General features: G+C 68.8%; 10 protein-coding genes. All 10 read right to left on the reverse strand.

The window, feature by feature from the left end; all coding sequences use genetic code 11:
* Positions 1 to 2: 2 nt before the first annotated feature.
* The 10 genes from WT16_RS20865 to WT16_RS20910 all read right to left on the reverse strand — a co-directional run bounded on the left by WT16_RS20865 (position 3) and on the right by WT16_RS20910 (position 24,113).
* Entirely contained in the window at positions 3 to 9,284 is a 9,282-nt protein-coding gene (locus WT16_RS20865; RefSeq protein WP_082874945.1) for a non-ribosomal peptide synthetase, read from the reverse strand.
* Positions 9,281 to 10,171: a phytanoyl-CoA dioxygenase family protein gene (locus WT16_RS20870; protein WP_231892092.1), complete on the reverse strand. Its 891-nt coding sequence runs from the start codon at positions 10,169 to 10,171 to the stop codon at positions 9,281 to 9,283. Before WT16_RS20870 ends, WT16_RS20865 begins: the two co-directional genes overlap by 4 nt.
* Complete coding sequence (locus tag WT16_RS20875) at positions 10,168 to 11,760, reverse strand: amino acid adenylation domain-containing protein (RefSeq protein WP_231749009.1); 1,593 nt, start codon at positions 11,758 to 11,760, stop codon at positions 10,168 to 10,170. Before WT16_RS20875 ends, WT16_RS20870 begins: the two co-directional genes overlap by 4 nt.
* Positions 11,744 to 15,130 carry a condensation domain-containing protein gene (locus WT16_RS20880; protein WP_063534113.1) on the reverse strand — a complete coding sequence of 1,129 codons (3,387 nt, stop codon included), beginning with the start codon at positions 15,128 to 15,130 and terminating at the stop codon, positions 11,744 to 11,746. The genes WT16_RS20875 and WT16_RS20880 overlap by 17 nt, the downstream gene beginning before the upstream one ends.
* Before the next feature lie 159 nt (positions 15,131 to 15,289).
* A complete protein-coding gene (gene asnB, locus WT16_RS20885; protein WP_063534114.1) occupies positions 15,290 to 17,182 on the reverse strand; it encodes an asparagine synthase (glutamine-hydrolyzing) in 1,893 nt (630 codons plus the stop codon).
* A 24-nt stretch (positions 17,183 to 17,206) separates the two neighbouring features.
* Positions 17,207 to 20,563: a non-ribosomal peptide synthetase gene (locus WT16_RS20890; protein WP_231892134.1), complete on the reverse strand. Its 3,357-nt coding sequence runs from the start codon at positions 20,561 to 20,563 to the stop codon at positions 17,207 to 17,209.
* Complete coding sequence (locus tag WT16_RS20895) at positions 20,461 to 21,438, reverse strand: nitroreductase family protein (RefSeq protein WP_063534116.1); 978 nt, start codon at positions 21,436 to 21,438, stop codon at positions 20,461 to 20,463. Before WT16_RS20895 ends, WT16_RS20890 begins: the two co-directional genes overlap by 103 nt.
* 6 nt (positions 21,439 to 21,444) lie before the next feature.
* Positions 21,445 to 21,912 (reverse strand): antibiotic biosynthesis monooxygenase family protein, encoded by a 468-nt coding sequence (locus tag WT16_RS20900; protein ID WP_063534117.1) that lies wholly within the window; start codon positions 21,910 to 21,912, stop codon positions 21,445 to 21,447.
* Positions 21,913 to 21,969: 57 nt separating this feature from the next.
* The gene (locus WT16_RS20905) at positions 21,970 to 23,511 is read right to left on the reverse strand and encodes a serine hydrolase (protein ID WP_015604150.1); all 1,542 of its coding nucleotides are present in this window, start codon (positions 23,509 to 23,511) and stop codon (positions 21,970 to 21,972) included.
* Entirely contained in the window at positions 23,508 to 24,113 is a 606-nt protein-coding gene (locus WT16_RS20910; RefSeq protein WP_015603934.1) for a c-type cytochrome, read from the reverse strand. Before WT16_RS20910 ends, WT16_RS20905 begins: the two co-directional genes overlap by 4 nt.

Genomic DNA, 24,113 nt, shown 5'->3' on the forward strand with positions numbered 1-24,113 from the left:
GTTCAGATCGACTCCGTCACTGGCATCCCATGTGCCGCATCGTGATCGAGGGACGTCATGATCCACGACGCCACCTCCTGCACCCAGGGCCGGCGCAGCAGCGCGTAGTGATGCGCGTCAAGCGCATGCACGTGCAACAAAGCCGTCCTCGGCCAGCTCGACGACGCGCTGACGTGCGCCGGACCCGCGCTTTCGAGGAGCGCGATGCAGGGCGTCGTTACCTCATGTCCGCCTGTCGCGCCCACCTGCAGGAGAGCGACGGATGCCTCGCGCAATTCGGCCAGGGCTGCACCGTCGATCGCATCGGACAGCAATCCCGCCACCGCGTCGAACGTCTCGCGCGCCGCGTCGGGCTGCCCGGCCCCGCCGCCGACCGCATCCATTACGCCGAACGCATCGATCAGCAGCGCGGGCGACGACAGCGTCAGCCGAGACGCATCGGCCCAGCCCAGCAGATTCGCCGCCAGCATGCCGCCGAACGACCATCCGCACGGTATCGCGCGTTCGATTCCGGCCTCCGCGAGCGCGGCCGCCATCAGTCGGCACAGCGCGCCCACCGACTGTTCCGCGCCATCGCGCCACCGCCGCAACAGCGGCAACGTGAGCGCAACCGTGCCAAGCCCGCCTGGCCAGGCCCGCAACTCGTCCATCAACGCCGCATAGCAGGCGCCGTCGGTCCCAGGCGGCGCGATGAAGATCAGCATCGGCGTGCGACCGTCTCCGGCCTTCCAGACGCTGACCACCGCCGGGCCGGCGGACGACGCCGGCCGGGACGGCGGCTGCGCGTCGGGCGCGGCGATCCGCATCGCGAGCCGGGTCGGCGTCGGATAGCGAAAGACGTCGATGACCTGCAATGCCGCGCCGAGCCGTTCATTGACGAGACCGATTATCCGCACCGCCATCAACGAAGTTCCGCCGTAGTGGAAGAAGCTCTTTTCCATGTCTTCAACGGGGGTGCCCAGCACTTCTTCCCATAGCGTCGCGAGCCGGCTCGCCAGCGTACTGAACGCGGTTCGCGGACTGCGGCTGGCCGCCCTGCCGTGATCGGACGCAAGCCGCTCGCGGTCGACCTTGCCGTTGACCGTCGTCGGCCATGCGTCGATGAAATGAACCGACGCCGGAACCATGTAGTGCGGCAGCCGCGCGCCGAGATAACTCAGCACCTGCGCGTCGTCGAGCGCGCCCGGCCCAGTGAGTTGGACATAGGCGCGAATCTCCTGTCGGTCGGCGTCCATCAGCGCCAGCGCGGCGCGCACCTCCGGCATCCGCTGGATGGCGCTTTCGACTTCGCCGAGTTCGATCCGATAACCGCGCAACTTGATCTGCGTATCGGTCCGGCCCAGTATCCATAGCGTCCCCGATGCATCGCGCCTGACCCGGTCGCCGGTGCGATAAAGCCGCCCGGACGCCGCGAAGGGATCCGGAATGAATCGCTCCGCAGTCAGCGCAGGGGCGCCGAGGTAGCCATCCGCGAGACAACCGCCGCCGATATACAGCTCGCCTTCGACGCCGTCCGGGCAGATCCGCAGATCGTCATCCAGCACGAAATACGCTGCCGCGCCGAATGCGCGCCCATAGGGAACCGCGCGCTGCCAGCGCATCGCCCGTGCCGCCTCCGCCCGGCCGATGTCATGGAAGTTCGACCAGATCGCCGCTTCGGTCGCGCCGCCCAGCGCGTACCAGTGCGCGTTCGGAAAATGCCGGCTGCCGTCGGCCGGCAACGTGACCGGAATCCGGTCGCCGCTCAGCATGACGAGCCGCATCGTCTCGCTGCGGAATGCGTCTCCCAGCACTTCGCAGCCAGCGAGCGCGAACTGCAGCACGGCCGGCGCGGAATCCCACATCGACACGTTCCAGTGCGTCAGATAGGCGGCCAGGACGGTCGGGTCGAACAGCATGCCGCGATCGGCCACGCAAACCGTGGCGCCCGCCCCCAGCACGCCGAACACGTCGTAAACGGACAGATCAAACCCTGGCGACGCGCACCACATCAGCCGGTCGCCGGCGGCGACCTGGAACCGCGTGTTGATCCAGTCGAGCGTGGCGCACGCTGCCGCGTGCCCGATCATCACGCCCTTCGGCGCGCCGGTGGAACCGCTCGTGAAGATGACATAGGCGGCGTGCGACGCATCGTGCGCGACGGAGACGGGCAACGGGCGCGCGTCGGCCCAGTCCCGCGCGGTCACGACTGCCCCGAATCCGCCCGGCGCGGACGGACCCCGTTGCGTCCCGACGTCGTACAGGCAGACATCGCGCATCGACTGCGTCGCTTCCGGCGACCAGCGCGCGACGATCGCGTGGGTCGACACGAGCCGGGTGATGCGATGCTGCGCAATGATGCCGCGCAGACGCAGCGCCGGCACGTCGCTGTCGAACGGCACGAAGCAGCCCGCCGCCTTGCTGACGGCCAGCAGCGCGACGATCAGCGGATAGTCGCGCTCCACGCAGAGCGCGACGCACTCGCCCGGTTGCAGGCCATCCGCCAGCAAGCGGCGCGCGAGTCGATTCGAATCGGCGTCGAGCGTCGCATAGCTGAATTCGCCCGAGACGGTCTTGACCGCGATCGCATCGGGATTCGCCTTCGCGTGGCGTGCGAATCCGTCGGTCAACCGGGCGTCGCGCACGGCCGGCGCGGCCACAGAGGCGCCAACATCGACGCCCGGCAACGCGGCGAGCGGCACGTCGAGATGCGTCGCCAGACAGCTCAGCAAGCGCCGCAGGTGCGCGCCAAACGCGGCGATGCTTGCCGGTGCGTACAGCGCGGTCTTGTATTCGAGCGTCACCCACATGCCGTCCGGCGTTTCGTTGCAATGGCAGGTCAGGTCGAACGGCGTCGCGTAACGGCCGCCCTGTGACACACGCCAGCGCAGCCCGTGCGCGTCGTTTGTCGCGAGCGCCTCATCCGTATGCGCGAACGCGAGCTGGAACAACGGGTGATATCCGGGCACGCGCTCGGACTGCCGGTCCGCGACAATCGCCTCGAGGCCGGGCTCCTGGTGACGGAAGGCATCGACCCAGACGGCATGCACGCGCCTGATGAAGCCGGCCAGCGTATCACTCGACGAAAAGCGCGTGCGCAGCGGCAGCGTATCGACAAAGAAGCCCTGCATCGCGCGGGTCGACACGACCTGACGATTCGTCACGGGTGTGCCGATACAGATGTCCCGACTGCCCGCGTAGCGATGCACCGCCAGCTTGAACAACGCGAGCAGGCCGACAAAGCGCGAGACGCGCAGCCCGGCCAGCAGGCCGCCCACCTGCTCCAGCTCGTCCCGTCCGATCAGGAACGCATGCGTCGCGCCATCGTGACGCATCGTCGCGTCGCGCGGGTAATCGGCGGGCAGCGACAGGAACTCGGGACAGTCGCGCAACTGCTCACGCCAGTACGCCAGATGCGCATCGTGCGCGGGGCCGCGCGCACGCGCGCGCGCCCATGCCGCGTAGTCGACGTATTGAATGGCGGGCGCGGCGAGTCTGGCCGGTTGCGCATACTGCTGGCCGATCTCGTCGACCAGCAGCGAGATCGAACCGGCATCCGTGATGACGTGATGCAGCACCAGCGCCAGCAGCCGCGTCTGCTCGGACAGACGCGCTACCTGCAGCCGGAACAGCCCCGGACGACGCAAATCGAAACGATGCGACGCCTGCATCGCGCGCCATGCGGCTTCGTTCTTGCGCTGCTCGAGCTCCGTCAGCGTCGACCAATCCTCACACGCCAGATCGGGAACATGCGTATCGTCGATCTGCGCGACGACCTCGCCGTCGACGAAATGAAATGACGTCCTGAACACCTCGTGACGCTGAAGGCACGCGCGGATCGCGCACAGAAACCGCGCATCGTCCGTCACGCCCTGCACGCGCAGGACGACCGACACGTTGTAGTGCGTCGCGCCCGGGTCGAGTTGATCCAGAAACCACATGCGCCGCTGCGCGCTCGTCACGGGGAGATGTCCGCCGCGCGCGATCGGGCGGATGCCGTCCCGTCCCGGCTGCGACGCCCCGCCGGCTCGCGCGAGCGCGTCCGCCTGCGCCGCGAACTCGGCAAACACGGGGAATTCGAACACGTGCACGAGCGGCAGCGCGAGCCCCGTCGCCCGTTCCAGTTCCGCCAGCATGCGCAGCGCGAGCAACGAATGACCGCCCAACGCGAAGAAATCATCGGTTTGCGCAATATCGTCCCGCTTCAGCGCGTTTCGCCATGCGTCGCGCAGCAGGTGTCCGAACGGGTCCGACGGCGCGAACGGCACCCGTGGCTCGGGCCTCGCGCGCCATTCCCACTGTGCGAGCAGGTGGACGTCGACCTTGCCGTTCGGCGTGAGCGGCAGTGCATCGAGCGCGATGAAGCGATTGACGAGGCGGCCGTACGCGAGCGGGCGGGTGCGCGCCACGCGCGCCCGGAACGCCTGTCGCAGCGTCGTTTCATCGAGGATCGCGCCCGCTTCGGGCACGCAGAACGCGATCACGCGCGCGTCGTCCTCGTCGTCGCCGGATGCGATCGGCAGCACCACCGCGTCGCTCACGCCGTCGCACGCGCGCACGTCCGCGGTCAGATCATGGAAATTGACCCACACGCCGCGCAGTTTCCGGACGCCATTGGCGCGCCCCAGATAAGCAACATGGCCGCGCTCGTCGACCCGGCCCAGATCGCGCGTGCGGTACATCCTCGCGCCCGGTTCGCCGGCAAAGGGATCGGGAATGAAGTGCTCGGCCGTGAGCACGGGTTGTCCGGCATAACCGTGGGCGAGTCCGCTCCCGCCTATGCAGATCTCCCCCGGCACGCCCGCGGGCATTTCCGACAGAGCGTCGTCCACGAGATACAGCGCGGCGTGCGGATGGGGACGGCCGATGCCCACCGCGCCGTCGAATGTGGCGCGCCGGATATCCTCGACGCTCGCGTAGATCGAGCATTCGGTGGGGCCATACAGATTGACGACGCGCTGTACGTCCGTCTGCGCAAAGATCCGTTCGACCAGCCTGCGCGGCAGCGGCTCGCCCGCGACGTTCAGCGTCGCGGCGCCGGCCGGGAAGTCTCCCCGGTCGAGCAGCATCGCGACGTGCGACGGCGTGCCGCTCACGCAGGTCAGCGGGGCGTCCGCCTCTGGCACGACCTGCAGACTCTCCAGCATCGTCGCGCAGCCGCCCAGCGCCCAGGGCGTGAACATCTCGAACAGCGACACATCGAACGTCAATGCGGTCGCGAACGTGCTGTTGCGATATTCGCGCGCGGCATACGCGCCACACGCCCACGCAATCAGCGCGAGCACGCCCTGATGCGGCACCGTCACGCACTTCGGCCGGCCTGTCGATCCCGAGGTGCGAAAGACCACCGCGCTCGCCTGAGCGGTTCCCGATGCGATCACCGCGGCCGGTCCATCGGCCATCGGCGCAACCAGATAGTCGAGCGCGATCGTGCGCACGCCGTCGAGGCCCGCGCCAGCCGGTCCGGCCAGCACGATCGCGTGGAGGCCAGCGTCGCTTGCGTGCTCACGCCAGTCCGACGCGCAGGCCTGCATGTCCATCGGGCTGTAAGCCGCGCCCGCGCGCAAAATGCCGAGCAGACAGACGATCGCATCGGCCGAGCGCGGTACGCCCAGGCCGATGCGCGAACCCGCGCCCACACGTTGCGCCCGCAACCGCGCGGCCACGCGATTCGCGCCAGCATCGAGTTCGGCATAAGAGAGTGTCGTCGCGCGATCGCGCAGCGCCGGCTGGTCCGGCGCACGGCGCGCCTGCCGGCTGACGATCTCGCACAGCGCACGCACGCCGCCTAATCCGGCCTCATCGGCGGAAACCGGCGCGACCGGCGACACGCGCGCCGTGTGCGGCGTCAGCGCCAGGATTCCAGCGTCGGGATGCGCTGCCCATTGCTCGAGCATCGACACATAATCGGCCGCCAGGCGCCCGATCATCGCCGGGTCGAGCACATCCTCGCGGAACTCGAATTCGCCGTAGCCGATGCCCGCTCCGAGCGTCACCGTGCCGCTCAGCTTGAACTTCGCCTGCTGCGTGCGCTGCGCGATACCTCGCAGCGTCAGGCCGTCCGGCGCCGACACCGACGGCGGAAACGCCTGAAACGCGAACATGGCCTCGAACAGCGGCGACGCATCGAGATGCCGCTGCGGCTGCAGCGCCTGCACGACTTCCTCGAACGGCGCGCCTGCGTGCGCAAGCGCATCGATGACCGTGTCCCGGGTCGCCGCGAGCAGATCGGCGAGCGAGCGCCCCGCATCGATCCGCATCCGCAGCACGACGGTATTGACGAACAGCCCCACGATCGGCGCGGTCCCTTCCTGATCGCGGTTCGCGACCGGCGCGCCGATGCACAGATCGCTCTGGCCGCTGTATCGCGACAGCACGATCGCAAACCCGGCCAGCAGGATGGCGTGAATCGACGCGCCGTGCGCGGCGGCGACCCTGCCAAGCCCCTCGCACAGCACTGCGGACAAGCGGAACGAATGATGACCGGCGCGCGGGCCGGCACCCGGCTCCGCCGTCCGTGCCGGCAACGCCAGTTCGCCGCGCGCGCCGCCCAGATGGTCGCGCCAGTAACGCAGGTCCGCATCGACGGCCTGCCGCGCCTCGTCCGAGCGCCGCCAGCAGCAATAGTCCCGATACTCTGCGGGCAGGACGGGAAGCGCGTCGCGGCCCGAGTAAAGCCGCAGCCAGTCGTCGACGATCACCCCCATCGACCAGCCATCCGCCACGATGTGATGAAGCGCGACGTACAGGTAATGCACCTTCGGATCGTTGGTGTGCACGAGCCGCGCCCGGATCAGCGGCCCGCTGCCCAGATCGAACGCCGCATCGAGGTCCTGGATCAGGTGCGCAGGCGGCGCATCGCCTGAAGGCGTCTCGCCCTCCCAGCGCGCTTCATCGAGGCGCACCGCGCCAGTCGGCAGCAGGCATTGCCGGATCTCACCGTCCACCGCCCGAAATACCGCCCTCAACTGTTCGTGCCGCCGCACCAGCGCCGCGAACGACGCGCGCAGCGCGCTCACGTCGAGCGCGCCGTCGATCCGGTAGGCGGTCTTCATCACGTAACGGTCCGACACATCGGGCAGGCGGTCGAGCACCCACATCCGCGCCTGCGCCTCGGAAACCGGGTACGACAGGCTGCCATCCTCTTCGATGCGGGTCCACTCGTCACTGCGTGCGTCCGGCTGCATGTACCAGGCGCCGCGGGCGGCGTCCTCTCGGCGCTGCGCGGCCATGACGGCAAAGCGCGCGACCGTGCGTGCGTCGAACAACTGCTGAAGCGTCGACGTACAGCCGAACTCCCGGTTGACCTCGGCGACGATCAGCGCAGCGGACAGCGAGTTGCCGCCCACAGCGAAGAAATCGTCCTCCGCGCCGAGTTCGGGAAAGCGTAGCGCGTCCGCCCAGATGCGCAACACCGCCGCCTCGTGCGCATCCCTCGGCGGGCGCTTGCGCGACGCGTCGTCCGCATCGCGCCCGACCCGCCACAATTCATCGAGGTCGGGCGCGCCGCCGACCTGCTCGACGATCCATGGCACGACGCGAAATCGCGACGGCACGCCATGCATCGGCAACGACGCGAACAGCGCGCGACGCAGCACGGCGAGCGCGAATGCCGCCTCGTCCACCATGAGATGCATGACCAGCCCGTGTTCGACATCGTGCGTCAGCAGCGCGCGACGCACCCCCGTCACAGCGTGCGCGCACCGTTCGACCGCGTCGATGTCGATGCGGCCGCCGTCGACGTCGTAATGCGCCGGCCGCGTGTCCAGCGTCCGCACACTGAGGTCCGCCAGCCGCCGCGCCGGCACGCCCAGGCGCACCGGCGCGGCCGACGGATCGTCGAACCGGCACAACTGCCCGACAAAACCAGCGGGCACCGGGACGCCCCAGTCGTCCAGCACGTCCGTATCGCCCGCCATCCTGGACGCGATCGAATCGCGCCGCGTCCAGCCGAGATGAGTGAGCGGCGTATCGGGTTCCCGCGCGGCATCCATGAGCATTCGCAGATACACGTCGAGCCAGGCCTGCGCCGTCGACAGCTCGACGACGCTCGCGTCGTATTCGAACACCACCTCCACGGCCGCGTCTTTTTCATACGCGGTCAGCTTCAGGTCGTAGGTCGATCCCGCGTCGATGCCGCCCAACTGCGCGAGCGCCACGTCGCCGAGCCGCAGACGCGGCCCCGACGCATTCATGAACGCGAACAGCGCCTGCGTGAACGGCACCCGCGCGGGATCCCTGACGGGGCACAGCCGTTCGACGAGGTACTGGAACGGAACCTGCTGCCGCGCCATGCCTTCGAGCGTGATCTCGGCCACTCGCGCGGCGAAGTCGCGGAACGGCTGATCCGGCCGCACGTCCGAGACGAGGACGATCGTGTTGAAGAAAAGGCCGACCGTATCCTCGAATTCGCCGTCGCCGCGATTCGCGACCAGCGTCGCGACCGGCACGCGTTCGCAGCGGGACAGGCGCCACAACAGCACGTCGTAGGCGGCCAGCAGGATCGAAAACAAGGTCGCATGCGTGGCACGGGCGAGCGCGTGCAACTGGCGCGTCGCCGTGACGGGCAGCACGCCCGTCAGGGTCCGCTTGCGCGGCGCGCCCGCGACGCTGCGCTGCCGATCGACCGGCAGCGCAAGCTGGGCGGGCAGCGCGCCAAGGCGGTCGGCCCAATACGCGACCGCGCGCGCGCCCTCGTCGGAGCGCAACCACGCGTGCTGGCGCCGGGCGAAGCGTAGATAGCGCGCGCCGCCATCGTCCCGCGCGGGGCGCGCCGGATCGCGTCCGGCATAGCGCGCCGCGAGTTCCCGGTGCAGCAGTCCCATCGACCAGTCGTCGGCCAGCAGATGATGCACCGTGAGCAACAGGCAACTGTCGCGCGATGACAGGCGCACCAGCGCGTATCGGAACAGCGGGGCGGCGGCCAAATCGAAAGGCGTTTCCCGGAACCGGACGCGCAGCGCCGCGAGTCGCGCCGCCGCCTCGCCGGGCGGCAGGCCGGACCAGTCGTGCACCGGGCACTCGATCGGCGCGATGTCGTCGAAGCGCTGCGCGACGCCGTCGTCGTCGTCCGCGCACGGCACGAAGCGCAGATGTAGCGTCGCATGGCTGGCAAACGTATCGGCCAGGCTGCGCGCGAGCCGCGGCAGATCGACGTCGCCCTGCAGCGCCAGCACATCGGTCATGTGGAAATGGGCCGCGTCGCGATCGATCCGCATCGCGCGGTACATCTGCTTTTGTCCCCAGGACAGGGGCGCTTCGTCGGCGTGGCGGGAACCGAAAGACGGGCTGTTTCGCTCGTTCATCGTGATTGGTCTGGTGCGAAGGTGTCGGTCAGCGTGAGCGGGCTCGACAGCGCCCACGACAAGGGGTTTCCGCGTACCGGACGCCGCTTCCCGGTACGCGTGAAATAGTCGGCCCCGAAGCCGGGCGACGTGAACACGCCGTTGAACACCCAGCGTTCGCCCTGCGTGAAATCGCCCGCGCGGTGATAGCCGCGCGTATCGGCGAAAACCAGCGTGCCCGCCGGGCCGTCGCACGAGACGGCCTGCCGATCGAGGCTCGCCGGCGCAATCTCGATCCGGCTGCCCTGCGCGCCCTTGCGGTGCGTGCCGCGCGCGTAGCGCATCGCGCCATTGCCTGCGCCGACATCGGCGAAGTAGGCAAACAGACGCACCACCGACGTATCGCACCGTCCATCGCGATGCCACTTGCCGTTCTCGGACAGCCCGCCCCCCGAATGCCGGAATACCGCGTACTTTCTCAACTGAACGAACATGTCGAAGTACGCGTTGATGATTTCGAGGAACGGGGCCTGGCACGCGAAACGCGCGTACACGCTATCGGGATTGAAGCGCGGGTATGAACCCAGCACGTTCGACATGAATGCATAGACCCGCGCCTGGTCGGAGTTCGCGGGCACGCGCTTGCGGCGTTGCGACTCGGCCCGACACGCCTGCTCGCGCAATGCGTCGAACAGCGGCTGCATTCCGGCGAAGCGGCTCACATGCGAGATCGCCACGCCGTCGTCGTTCAACGCCTTCAGGATCCGGCGTCCCTCGTCGCACAGCACGGCGCGGTGATGGCGGTACTCGCGCGTCGGACGGCGATTCAGGACGTTCCGGTACAGGAAATCGCATTCGACAAGGCGATGGAAGATGCGGTCGAACAGGTTCATGGATTGGACTTTCACTGAAACGGATTCAACGCGCGCAGGAGTCGCGTCGCCGCGGCCCGGTCCGTCTTGCCGCGTTCGTTGAGCGGTATCGCAAACACGATTTCAATCAGTTGCGGCGTCATGTACGCGGGCAGCGCCGCCGCCAGACGCGCGCGGCACGCTTCGCGCAGCGCGTCGACGGGCAGATCCGGCTCCGCGCGCTCGACGAGCGCCGCCAGCTCGGCACGCTCGCCATCGCGGTAAAGCATCACGACAGCCGCGCGCACGTGCGGGTCCCGCAGCAGCACCGCTTCGATTTCCTCGGGTTCGATCCGATGGCCGCGCAGCTTGATCTGCAGATCGAGCCGACCCAGGAATTCATAGACGCCACCGCCGCGTCGCCTGACCCGGTCGCCCGTCCGATAGAAGCGCCCCCGCGCGAACGGCACCGCGACGAATGATGTGGCCGTCTGTGCCGGCGCGTCGATGTAGCCGACGCCCGTCGCCACGCCGCCGATCAGCAGCTCACCCGCGTCGCCGTCCGCCACGGGCGCAAGGTCGGCATCCACGACATGCAGTTCGGCGCCCGGGATCGCGCGGCCGATCGGCACGGCGTCGCCGTCCGGCGCGCATGTCATCACGTGATGCGTGACGTCCACGCCGCACTCGGTCGGGCCGTACGCATTGACGAGCGGCGCGTCGCTGACGTCGAACCAGCGACGCGCTACCGCGATCGGCAGGCTCTCCCCCGCCGTCACCATGATGCGCAGCGTGTCGGGCGCGCGCGCGCGATGCCGCGCCACGACATCGAGCAGCGTCGCCAGATAGCTCGGCACCGCCTGCAGCACGGTCACGTTCGCGCGCGCCAGCGCATCCAGCAGCGCCGGCGGATGCGCGACCGCGTCCTGCGCCACGACCGTCACGCGCGCGCCGACCAGTCCCGCCGCCAGAAACTGCCAGACCGACAGATCGAACGCGCACGGCGCGGTCTGCGCGATCCGGTCGCCCGCATGAAGGCCGAGATCGTCGATCTTCGCCCACAGGTGATTGACCAGGTTCGCCTGCGACAGCAGCGCGCCCTTCGGCTCGCCGGTCGAGCCCGACGTGAAGATCACGTAGGCGGGATCGTCGAGGGTCACGTCGGGCAGCGCGTGGCCGGCTTGCGGACCCGACGCCAGCCACGCCGCGGGATCGACGACCGTGACGGCGCGATTCGGATCGATCGCGTGGTCTGCATGCGCATCCGCCAGCATCAGCGTACATGCGCAACGTGCCAGCATGTACCGCTTGCGCTGGGCGGGCGCGCCGGGATCGATCGGCAGATAGGCCGCGCCGCACTTGAAGGTCGCCAGGATCGCGGCAAGCATCACGACATCGCGCCCGCGCGAAATCGCGACGATCGCACCGCGCCCCGCGCCCAGCCGCCGCATTTCGTGCGCGAAGCGATTCGCCAATCCGTCCAGCTCGGCGTAGGTCACGCGCCGGGCCGCGTCCTCAGCCGCGATCGCCGACGGGTGCGTCCGCGCCGTTTCCTCGAACCGGTGAATGTACGGCACGCGCCGCGCCGTCCGGTTGCGGTCCACGTTCGTCAGCATGTCGCCCGCCCGCTCACAGCTCGACGTCATCGAAGCTGTCGGCGCCGACCGTCCACTCGATCAGGTCGCCCAGCCCCGCGATCGTGACCGCTTCGAACACATTGCGAATGTCGAGCTTCACGTTCAGTTCCGCCTGGATCCGACGCACGATCTTGACCGCGCTCAGCGAGTGGCCGCCCAGTTCGAAGAAGCTGTCATAAATGCCGAACGGCCGGTCGGCGGGCAGGTCGAGCACGTCGCGCCAGATCGCGACCAGCACGCGCTCGTGCTCCGTGCGCGGCGCCCCTTCGGGCGTGCTCGTCGGCGCCGCCGGACCGGCGCCGTATGCGGCCAGCGCGACGCGATCCACCTTCCCGGTCCGACCGCGCGGCAGCGCATCGAGTTGCGTGATGCGCGCCGGCACCATGTAGAACGGCAGTCGGGCCTGCAGGATGGCGCGCAGTTGATCGGCGAGCGGCGCCTGCACATCTTTCCGGCGCACCGGGAAACGCGCCTTGAGCAGTTGCGCGATCCCCTTGCGCTGTTCCACCGGCAGCGGCCGCGCGCGAATGAAAGCGGCAATCGCCGGCTCGCCGCGCAGATCGGACGACACGACGACCGCCGCCTCGTCGACGCCGTCGATCGACATCAGCGCATGCTCGATTTCGCCGAGATCGATCCGGTAGCCGCGGATTTTCACGCGCTGGTCGCTGCGCCCGCGCAACGCAAGTCGCGCTTCCTCGTCCCATGAGCCGAGGTCGCCGCTGCGATACATGCGGCTGCCCGGCGCGCCGAACGGATTGGGCACGAACTTTTCCGCCGTGAGACGCGGATTCCCCATATAGCCCCTCGCCAGCAGGTCGCCCGCAATCGCGATCTGTCCGGTCACGCCGGTCGGCACCGGCCGCAGGTACGCATCGAGCACGTAGACCGCGGTGTGCGGCGCAACGCGGCCGACCGGCGCGAGCCCCGCGTCGGCCGCACCGTCGCACGGATGGAACGTCACCGGGCACGCTTCCGTCTGCGCATAGCTGTTGTAGAGCGTCGCGCCCGACATCGCGACAAACCGCGCCGCCAGTTGCTGCTCAAGCGACTGTCCGACGCAGTACACCAGCTTGAGATCGGGGCAACGGGCCAGCACCCGGTCGTCCAGCAAAGCCGTCAACACCTGGGGCAATACGCTGAAGTGGGTGATCCGCTGCTGTTGCAGAAGCTCGCCCAGATAGACGGGGTCCTGATGCCCGCCCGGGCGACACATCACTACAGTCGCGCCGTTGAGGAGCGGCCACAGCAATTCGCCGACGAGTCGCGCCGAGCTGGTCGGCGCGGTCATCAGCAGCCGGTCGCCGGGACCAATCGGATGCGGGCACGTCTGCGGCAACTGCCCCTTCAACACGCCCGCATGCGTCAACTCGACCGCGTTCGGCACGCCGGTCGAACCCGACGTCATGAAGACGAAGGCCGTCTGTTCGGCGCATACGCGGCGTGCCCCAGGCGCGGGCGCGGCGGACGCGCGCGCGGCCAGCGCATCGAGCGTGATCGCGTCGCCCGGCAGGTTTCCCGCGGCTTCCGGAAGCGGGTCGCACAGCAGCGTAACGATGCCGTGCGCGCGCACCGCATCCCCGATCCGGCGCGCCGGCGCGCTGTGATCGAGCATCGCGCACACGCCGCCCGCGCGCAGCACCGCGAGCACCGTCTCGACCATCGGGATCGAACGGTCCGCGAGCAAGCCGACCCGCTGCTCCGGCGCCAGCCCCGCGAGCGGCGCGACGCCGGCGAGCCTCGCGCTGGCATCCGCCAGCGCCTGGTATGTCACGACCCGCTCGCCGTCGATCAGCGCGGGGCGATCGGCCCAGCGCGTCGCCATCCGCTCGAACCACGCGTGGATCGCCGCCGGCGGCTCGGCGTCGCGCGGACCGGGGCGCGGCGCCGGACACAGCGCGCGAACCTCGTCCTCCGAGAGCATCGCAAGCGCGTGAATCGCCGTGCCCGGGTTTGTCACGCCCTGTTCGAGAATGCGCAGGAAATGCCGGATCATCCGCTCGATACGGCTCGGCGCGAACAGTTCCGTGTCGTACTCGACGCCCCCCAGCACCTTGCCGTCGCGCTCGCGCAGGTACATATAGATGTCGTATTTCGTGGTCGGGTGCGGCACGGTGAAGCGCGGCTTGTCGTGCAGCTTCCCGGTATTGATCTGAGGCAGGCCGATATCCGCCCACTTGATGTTCTGAACCGAAAAGAACACGCGCAACAGCGAATAGCGGCTGAGCCGCTCGCCCTTGCCCCGCACGCCCAGCGCCTCGACCACCGACTGGAACGGCGCCGCCTGGTGCTCGTACGCTTGCAGCGCGCTCGTGCTCACGCGCCGCACCGCGTCCTCGAAGGTCGGATTGCCATCGAGTTCGGTGCGCAGCGCGAGCGAATTGATCGTGAAACCGATTACGTCGCGCATCACATCCAGTTCGCGGTTCGCATGTGGCGTGCCGACCACGATATCGGACTGTCCCGTATGGCGCGCCAGCATGATCTTGAACGCGCTCAGCAAGACCATGTAGAGCGTGACGCCATGGCTTCTCGCGTACGCATTGACTTTCTCCAGCAGATCCGGCTCGATCAGCACGAGGCTGTTGGCCGCCCGGTGACTGCGCCGCTCCGGCGCGGGGAAATCGGTCTCGAGCTGCAGCGGCGGCGCCTCGGCGAGCCGCTCGACCCAGTAGTCGACATGCTGCGCGTGCGCGCCGCGCGCGATCTGCTCGCGCTGCCAGATCGCATAGTCGCCGAACTGTGCCGCCACAGGCGGCAGCGAGCACGGACGCCCGTTCACGATGTCATCGTAATGCGTGCGGATCTCGCGATCGATGATCGCCACCGACCATGTGTCGCATACGATGTGATGCAGCGACACGATCAGCACATTCTTGTTCGGCGCGACGATCAGCAGCGTGAAGCGGATCAGCGGGCCCTGTTCGAGATCGAACTGGTGGGCCGCCTCCTTGTCGACGAGCTTCCATCCCGTCGCTTCCTTCAGCGCATCCGGCAGCGGCCGCAGATCGACGCGCTCGAGCGCGGGCGGCCAGCTCTCATGCACGATCTGCACGGCGCCGGCATCGTCCTGCCGGAACGTCGTGCGCAGGATCTCGTGGCGCTCGATCATGCGGCCGATCGCCTGCAGGAGCGCCGGTTCGTCGATCTCTTCCTCGGGCAGGCCCATCGGATACACGACGTTATGCGCGGTATCGCCGCCCTCGTACCGGTCGATGAACCACAGCGGTTCCTGATAGCTGGTTAGGGGGATGCGCTGACCCGGCGCGCGCGGGGCGATGCCCTGCCCGCCGGGATCCGCGAGGCGTCGTTCCGCGAGCAACGCCCGGTAGCGTTCGCGCTGGTCGGCAGACAACAACAATGTATCCAGATTGCTCATGATCGATTCCCAATGAGGCCGCGCCGAACCCGCCCGGCCCGCGCGCGGCCAATCCAATCAATTCGACGGGCGATGCGCACCACCGCCCGTATTCCCCTCCAGGATCGCCGTCCGCCACGGCACAACGACGCGGCGGCAGCGCGGTCCCCGGTCCGTCCCTCAGCCGGCCACGCCGAAACATCGCTGCAACGCGAAGAAGCTGAGCGCCATCATCAAAAAGCTGTCGACCCGTTCCTGCGATTTTCTGGACAGCGACGGCAGCAGGCTGTCCAGCCACAGCAGCCGTCGATGGTCGAAAATCGACGAGTGCCGCGCCGCGTCGCTATGCAGCACGTCCTGCCAGTAGCGCTGGAACGCGCCGCTTCGCCGCGCCGAGATCGGCGGCGCCTCGAACGGCCGCTTCGGCGCGCGACGCGCGCACTCGGGCGTCAACGACGCGACCGCGGTCCTGAGAAAACGCTTGTCGCGCACATCGTCGGCGAGCCACGCATCCGGCAGCGCATCCGCGACGGCAGCGACGCGATGGTCCAGATACGGGTAGCGCGTCTCGAGTCCATGCGCCATGTCCAGCCGCTCCGATACCAGGATGTGATTCACGAACAGCGACTTGCGCCATAGCTGCAGCGACCGGCGCATGGTTGACCTCGACGGGTCGCTGAAGCCGCCCGTCGCATCCAGCAGCATGTCGTACGGGTTGTGCTCGCGAAACTGCTCGAGAAACGGCTGCGCGAGCAGCAGGCGCATGCCGCTGCGCTGATAGTTCCAACTGGTCACGAGGTAAGGCGCGATATCGCCATGGCGCGCGACGTCCAGCCCGAAGAGCGGCAGCGCCTGGCCAAGCTCCGCCGCGAGCGCCGCGCGACCGCTCTCGAGTACATGCGTGATCAGGTCGCGCTGACGCGGCGAGCCGCCGAACAGGCCGTCCATCACGGAGAAGCCATACCCGCCGAACAGTTCGTCGGCGCCGTCGCCCGCGAGCACGGCCTTGTAGCCGCTCGCGGCAACCGCCCGGCCGAGCATCCAGCGCGCGGACCCGATGAAATTGAAACCGATGGTCTCCGCGTGCCGCACCGCGTCCTCGAAATGCGCGACGAGTTGCTGTTCGTCGAACGGCAGGACCTGATGCTGGATGCCGAGACTCGACGCGATCGCCGCCGCGCCGGCCGCATCGTCGGCATGGGCGCCGAAATCCACGGTGAAAGCCGCCAGTCCGTCGGGCCGGTGGCGGACCGCCAGCGCCGCAAGCGTCGCGGAATCGACGCCGCCGCTCAGATAGCAGGCAATCGGCGCGTCGCCCTCCAGCCGGTCGCGCACGGCATGGTCGAGCCGCGTGCGCAACGCCGGCATCAGCGCGCGCACGGGGTCGCGCGGATCGCGCGGCAACGCATCGTCGGCCGCCGGTTCGTAGGGCGTCACGCGCCAACCCTGCGCATCCCATTCGAGCACATGGCCCGGCGGTACCTGATGAATGCCGTCGAACAAGGTCTGAGCCGGTCCGAGCGACGCGAAACAATGCTGGAACAGCGCGCCGTGGTTCCAGCGCAAGCGTGCGCCGAGCGCGGCCAGCGCCCTGATCTCGGACGCGAGAAGGATGCCGTCGCCGTCGATGCGGTAATAGAGCGGCTTCACGCCCCATTGATCGCGCATCGCGTATAACGTCCGCGCGCGCTGGTCCCAGATCACGCCGGCGAATTCGCCGTTCAGCCGCCGCACGAAGTCGATGCCGTCGCGCCGGTAGCCGTGCAGCATCACTTCGCAATCGGATTGCGTCGAGAACCGCGCGCCGCGCGCGGTCAACTCGCGCCGCAGCGCCGCGTGTCCGTACAGTTCGCCGTTGACCACGACATGCACGTCGCCGGCGTGAAACGGCTGCATCTCGTGAGCGGGCCCGACCAGCGCGAGACGGTGGAATCCCATCGCGCTACGCGCGTCGTCCGCGCGCCATAGCGCGCGACCGTCGGGACCGCGATGGCGCAGCGTGTCGAGCGCGTGACCGATCCGCTCGATCGGCACGGCTGCCTCACGATGACAGACGACGACGAATCCGCACATGGTGTCCGCTCCTGTTCATCTCAATCATTCCGGTCGGTTCCGTGCGAGCCGTGAACGCCGCGTGTGCCATTGGGACGGCGCGCGCGTCTGCGGCGCGGGTGCGTCAACCTCGCCCGACGCGAGCCAGTGCGCGAGCCGCCGGGCCGTGGGAAAGGCGTATAGATCGGCCAGTTCGATGCGCGTCGCAACGCGCGGCGCGAGCCGCGCGTACACCCTCGACAGCACGATCGACGTCGCGCCCAGTTCGTGAAAATTCGCGTCGACGGTCACGTCCGAGCGGCCCAGATCTTCTTCGAGCGCGTGCACGATATCCGCCCGCAACCGGGCTTCGTCAAGTGACGGGGCATCGGACGCCGACGCACCCGCCGCCCGCTCCAGTTCGGCCTGGATCGCATCGAGATCGGGCTTGCCGTTGCGCGTCAGCGGAAACGTCGGCCGATGAACGAAACGTATCGGCAACACATAACGCGGCAAGGTCTCGCGCGCGAAGCCGGCCAGCGTCGCGAGTGGAATCGGCTGGCCATCCGACGACGTATACAGTGCGCCGACGCCGTCATCCGGAAGATGCGCGCAGCCGACCTGCGCGATCCCGGGACACGCCGACAGTGCGTGCGACACGGCATCAAGCTCGACGCGATAGCCATTGATCTTGACCTGCCGGTCTGCCCGTCCGACGAACAGCAATCCGCCGTCGCGCGAATAGCGGACGCGGTCGCCGGTGCGATACATGCGTTCGCCCGACCGCCACGGATCGGGCACGAACGCGGCGGCTGTCGCGCTGGGCGCGCCCAGGTAACGCGTCAACTGCGGCCCGCCAAGATAGAGCTCGCCGGTCTGACGCTCCGGCGCCCACCGAAGTCGTTCGTCGAGCACATAGGCGCGCATGCCCGCGAGCGGATAACCGATCCGCGCGTCCTCGTCGTCGGCGCGCAGCCGCGCGCACGTGGCCCAGACCGTCGCTTCCGTCGGGCCGTAAAAGGTCCACGCGTCGACGCCGAGCGACGCGAGCCGGTTGACGAGCGCACTGTCGACCGCAGCGCCGCCGACGCACACGACCTTCAGCGTCCGCACGCCGCACCGGTCCAGCACCGGCAGCAGCAGACGGCAGGCGGCCGGCGTCAGTCCCATGTGCGTGATGCCGTCGCGCACGAGCGCGTCGTACAGCGCGTCGGGCGAGGCCGCTTCCCGCTCGTCGAGCACGGTCAACGCGCCGCCGTGAGCAAGCGGCCCCCACAACTCCCACATCGAAAAATCGAAGCTCGGATGATGCGCGAGCGTCCAGTGCGCATCGGCGACGTCGAACATGAACCGGCTCGCCGCCAGCAGGTGCTGCAGGCTGTTCCGGCTCACCGCGACGCTCTTGGGCAGGCCAGACGACCCCGACGTATGGATCACATACGCGGTATCGAGCGGATCGGGGCTGGGCAGCGCGGCGTCGCCGACCTGCTCAGCCAGCGCCCGCCACCGCGAATAAGCGAGCGTCGGCGCCGGCATCGACGCGGCCAGTCCGGCGTGCGCGGCTGAACACACGAGGTGGCGCACGCCGGCATCCCGGCATGCGCGGGCCAGCCAGGCGGAGGATTGATCGGGATGCAGCGGCGCGACGGCAATCCCGGCCCGGAATCCCGCGATCACCGCCAGCGCAACATCGACGCCGCGTTCCATCAGGATGCCGACGGGACCGCCCGCCGGCGCGAGTTGCCTGAGCGCGAGGGCCATGCGGTGCGTGACGCGCATCAATTCGTCGCGCGACAGGTGCTGCTTGCCGTCGCGCAGCGCGATCGCATCCGGCGCGCGGCGCGCATGCGCGCGCAACGCGGCTTCGATGAAATCGGCCGGCGGCGCCGGCGCGACCGGTTCCCGGCGATGCCAGTCCGGCGGCTGCACGAACGCAAGCTCACCACATGGCGTCGCCGGCGCGCCGGCGAGCAGCAACGCGAAACGCGGCAGGTCGGCGACGCATCGCTCGACGAAATGCCGGGGCACCATCGCGGCGTCGTGCTTCAGTCCGCAGGTCCACCCGTCGCTCCGCACGTAGACGGTCAGTGCCAGATCGTATGGCGTCCCATGCTGTTCGACATGCTGCGTGTCGAGCCATGCGTCGGCATCCGGTTCCGGCATCACATTCCACACCAGCCCGACCTGCGTGAATGCGGTCATGCCGGGGCTCACCTCGCGCACGCCGGCGCGTTCGCACAGCGCGGGAAACGGCACCGGCGCGGCACGCAGTCCGCCGCGCAACGCATCGCGATTGCGCAGCAGGAGATCGGCAAAGGTGTCGCGCGCGTCGATGCGCTGGCGAACCGGCAAGGCATTCGCGAAATAGCCGACCGTCCGGCTGAATGCGCGGGTCCGGCCATGAACCGGCGTGGCCACGCTGACGTCGTCCGACGCGCAATGAACGTGCAGCAGCAGTTGAAACACCGACAGCATCGCAACATATGGCGTCACGCCGTGCGTGCGCGCGCAGACCGCCAGCGCATCACGGACAGCGTTCGGCAAGGCGAAGCGGTATTCGCGTTCGGTCCGGTTTGCGGGCCGCGCCGCGGGCGCGCCGCCGAACGACAGCAGTTCTGCCGGCTGAACCAGATGAACCGCGTACGCGTCGGCGCGCGCGCGCGCATCGGCGCTGTCGAGCCAGTCGCGCTCCCAGGTCGCGAACCGCCGGAAATTCGCGTCGGCCTGAAAGGCGCGCCGCGTCCGCGACGCAGCCGCGGTCTCGTCCGCGTAGTGCGTGTCCAGCTCTCGCAGAATCAGCGGAAACGACAGGAAATCCACCACGATGTGATGCGCGGTGAACACGAGCAGCGCCACTGTCCCGGCCGCCGGATCGCCGAGCGGCGCGCACACCCGCGCGCCGTTCAGAGTCAGGCCGTCCGCCGCCGCGCGGGACGCAAGGACCGCCACGCAGCGAAACAACGCCACGTCGCCGACGGCGTGCGCGCGCGCAAAGCGCGCGTCGATGAAGGCCGCCAGGCGCTCGCTGGACCAGTCCTGCGCCGGTTCGAGCGGCAACAAATCGTCATCCCCGATCCGCCCGAGGTCGAGCGGATACGCGGCGAGCCCGCTCGCTCCGTCGCCGATCCGGCACCGGAGAATCTCATGACGTTCGACGAGGCGCCGATACGCGCGCCGCAGCGACGCGATGTCCGGCACCGTGCGCGCACGCGCAATGCCCAGCATCGCGTACGTCGCCGCGTCCGGAAACATGGACTGATAGCGCCACAGCAATTGCTGGTTGACGGAAAGCGGATAGCCGTCCCGCGTCTGCGCGTGATTCACGGCGCCAAGCCTCCGAGCAGCGTGTGCAGACACGCCTGCCCCTCGTCGAGTTCGAACCAGCCGCGCACCGGCTCGAACGCGAAATCGCCGATCGCGCACAGGCCGATGCCGCAGGACGGGGCGCGCATGCGCAGCAACTGCGCCATCGCCCCCGCTTCGAGCAGGCTGTAGTCGCGCGCGCGTGCGCCGTACATCGGTTCGATGGCGGCCGGCCGCGACACCAGATGAATCGAAAACGCGGCCTGCCGATGGATCTCCGCGTTGAGCAACGGGTCGTACAGCGAGCCATCGATCACGAGATCGGGCGCCAGCAGCCACAGCTCTCCGCGCGTCGGATGGAAGTAATACAGGCCGCATGACAGACCCGCGACAGCGCCAGCCTTGACGTACAGATAGGCCTGCACTGGATAGCGCGCGCCGGCCGACGCGTAGGCGGCGCGGCGCGGCGAGTTCGCATCCGTTTGTGCGAGCACGCCCAGCAGCCGCGCCAACTGCGCGAGTTCCAACGGCGTCTCGCGAAACGTCCGGACGCTGCCGGCGCACGGACTGTCCGCTGCATCGACCGCGAGACGCACGATCGGCCAACCGGCGTCGTCGCGAAGCGCGTCGATCACCGGCCCGACGCGCCGCTCGTCCGCGCCGCCGATGTCGGCCGCATCAGGGGGCGCCGGCGGCGCGACCGCGTCTCCTCGCGCCGCATCGACGCTTGCCGCCAGCATCGCGACGGACGGCGAGAAATTCAGCGCGTCGAAGCCGATGCGCACGCCGGTGCTGTCCTCGATGCGGTTGATGATGCGCACCAGCTCCATCGAGTTGGCGCCGAGGCCGATGATGTTCGTGTCGTGGTCGGGCACGGCCACGCCCAGCACCGATTCGACGATCTGCCGGATCTGCGCGAGGGTCGACGACGCGCCATCGGAACCTTCGCCGACGATGGGCGAACCAGCCGACGGCGATGCAAGCGATGCGTCCATCATCGCTCAGTTCGCCGCGCCGGCGGCGTTCGCCGTGCTCGCCGCGTTGCGGTGAACGGGCACCGCGTACAGTTCGTAAATCGGACGCCGCGTATACAGGTCGCCTTCGCCGCCATAGCTGCTTTTCGCACCGGCCGGATGCTCGCCGCTCGTCACCTTCGCGAAGAACTTGTCGTAGGACGCCCGATCGCGCCAGATCGTAAAGTGCTTGAAGGGCGCTGCGTTGTCGTCGGCGAGCGGCGCCAGGAGATAGGATTCGAGCAGGCCGTCCGCGCGCCCGAGGGCGCCGGCGTAGCGCTGTTCGTACAGTGCCTCGAATTGCGCGCGCTTGCCAGGCGTCACGTAAATGCTGGCGATGGAAGCGACGGGCGCGTTTGAGTTTGAGTCGGCCGCGCTCGTCGCGGTTTGCGCGCAGGCCGGAACGCCGGCGAGCGCGGCCAGCAGCAGGATTGCCTTGCCAATGCGGGTCTTCATGGTTTTCTCATGACGTATCGAGGGGTGACGGAATACGATCGGCGACGATGCGCCGGATCAGTCCAGGCGGGGCACGATGTCCTCCAGCACTTTGCGGGCCATCCAGTTGCCGTCCGCCGAGGTCGCGCCCAGCCTCACCACCACGAGATCCTGGTCCGGAACGACGATCACGAACTGGCCCTGGAAGCCGCCGAGATAGAACGCGCCGTGCGACACCTCCGGACCCAGGGAATTGAGCCAGTAGCCGGCGCCGACTTCCGTGCCGATCGGCATGTTCCGCGCAAGCGTCGGGCGCAGGCTGTCCTTCAGCCAGTTCGCGGGCAGCAGTTCGCCGGCGCGCGCGCTGTTGCGCGACTGATCGAGCAGGAACTGGCCGAGCCGGCCCCAGTCGCGGGCGGTCGCGAGCATGAACGACGACAGCATGTAGTTGCCGTCCGGCGCCGCTTCCAGCACCGCGCTCGTCATGCCCAGCGGACCAAGCAGCGCGCGATATGGATAGACGAGCGGGTCTTCCCGGTGTGCGCGCAACGAATCCGCAAGCACGGCCGACAGGATTTCGTACGAGCCGCCCGAGTAGCGCCATGCCTCGCCGGGCAGCATAGTCCGCGCAACGTCGCGGGGCGTCAGACTCTTCGCCGGGCCGAGCACCGATTCGAAACGCTGCGCGTCCGGGAGCGGCTTCGGTGCACCGGCGGCGTCCTCGCGCGCGGCCAGCGGCTTGGCCGCCGCGTACGCCGCGGGATCGTGCGCCGCGGTCAGCATCTTCATCAGATCCGAGCGCGTGCCGAGATAGCTTTCGCTCCACGCGAGTCCCGACGTCATGCGCAGCAGTTGATCGACGGAAATCTGCCGGCGCGCGTCGTCGGGCGCGCCGCGCCATTCCTGCCGAAGGTCCTGTTGCGCGAGCGTCAGCCACCCGCGCCGCACGAGCGTCCCGGTCAGCAGATTGGCGACGCCCTTCACCATCGAATAACCCGGCAGCGGCGTATCCATCGTGACGCCCTGCGCATATCGCTCCGCGACGATCCTGCCGCGATGCATGACCAGCACCGCGCGCGTATTCTTCAGCAGCGCGGAATCGTTCTCGTCGAACGCATGGTCCAGCGCGGGGATCAGCGCCGGGAGCGGAGCGGCCGCGAGCGGCGCGGGATGGGTCGCGCTGGCTTCGCCCACCTGCGGATAAGGTTTCGGCGACGCCGCGCGCGTCAGCGCGGGGGACACCGCGTTGTCGAGCGTGCAGCCGAGCCCGTCCCGATAGCGGGCGGTGCGCTTCACCGGGCCCAGGCTCGCGGAGACCGCGCGGCGGTCGCGATCGATCTCCACCGGGATCGGCGGCAGATCGGCCAGATCCTGCGTGCGGATCTGCCGTTCGTCGAGTCCGGCAACGAAGAGACCGGAGCACATGATCTTGGCGTAGGTCGACGCGCCGATGAAGGCCGGGCTGGGGCCGTCCGGCGGGTTGTCGGCGGCGAGCGCGGCAAGCGGCGCGCCGGACAGCGCGGCGCTCAGCGCGACACCCTGCAAGTAGCGCTGCGCCGGCAGCCGGTCGAGGAGACGCGGCGCGCGCGGCGAGCGGGAGGCAACAGACGAACGTTTCACTGGTCTTTCCTGTTCGAAGAAGTTGTCAGAAAGCCGATCACGGCATTCAGATCGTCGGCCGACAGCGCATTCAGGCTGTCGCGCATCCTGTCGGGCATGCCGCGCCGACCGTAGACGAAATCGCGCAGCGCGCCGACGAGGTACGCGCGGCCCTGCCCTCGCAGCAGCGGACTGTCGGCCGCCTGCTCGTGGCAAACGGCGCAATGCTGCTGATAACGCGCAAAGCCGATGCCGGCCGTGCCGGCGCCCGCGCCAGTCGACGGCAGCAGGCCGGAGCGCTGCGACGCCAGATACGTCGCGAGCTGGTCGATTTCTTGCGGCGTGAACGCCGGCATCAGACGCGGCATGAGACTGCCGTCGGCCCCGGGGTGGCGAAACGCGTCGAGCCGGCTGACGAGATAGCCTTTTTTCTGCCCGAGAATGACCGGTATCGCCCTGTCGTGTCCGCCCGCCGTGTCGTGACAGGACATGCAGTCCTTCACGTGATAGCGGTTATCGTCCGCGACCGCCGACTGCGACGCGCAGACGAGCAGGCTCGCGTACACCGCGCGGCGCAGCGCGCCGTGCGTCCGATGAATCGTCCAGTGCGCGAATCGCGCCAT

The organism is Burkholderia sp. MSMB1589WGS, assembly GCF_001636105.1.
Lineage (GTDB): Bacteria > Pseudomonadota > Gammaproteobacteria > Burkholderiales > Burkholderiaceae > Burkholderia > Burkholderia humptydooensis.

What these genes read in the sequence shown, in the direction of transcription:
- WT16_RS20880 (WP_063534113.1), bottom strand. Translation starts at nt 15,130, where the DNA reads ATGAGCAATCTGGATACATTGTTGTTGTCTGCCGACCAGCGCGAACGC.
- WT16_RS20865 (WP_082874945.1), bottom strand. Translation starts at nt 9,284, where the DNA reads ATGAACGAGCGAAACAGCCCGTCTTTCGGTTCCCGCCACGCCGACGAA.
- WT16_RS20895 (WP_063534116.1), bottom strand. Translation starts at nt 21,438, where the DNA reads ATGGACGCATCGCTTGCATCGCCGTCGGCTGGTTCGCCCATCGTCGGC.
- asnB (WP_063534114.1), bottom strand. Translation starts at nt 17,182, where the DNA reads ATGTGCGGATTCGTCGTCGTCTGTCATCGTGAGGCAGCCGTGCCGATC.
- WT16_RS20910 (WP_015603934.1), bottom strand. Translation starts at nt 24,113, where the DNA reads ATGGCGCGATTCGCGCACTGGACGATTCATCGGACGCACGGCGCGCTG.
- WT16_RS20875 (WP_231749009.1), bottom strand. Translation starts at nt 11,760, where the DNA reads ATGACGTCGAGCTGTGAGCGGGCGGGCGACATGCTGACGAACGTGGAC.
- WT16_RS20900 (WP_063534117.1), bottom strand. Translation starts at nt 21,912, where the DNA reads ATGAAGACCCGCATTGGCAAGGCAATCCTGCTGCTGGCCGCGCTCGCC.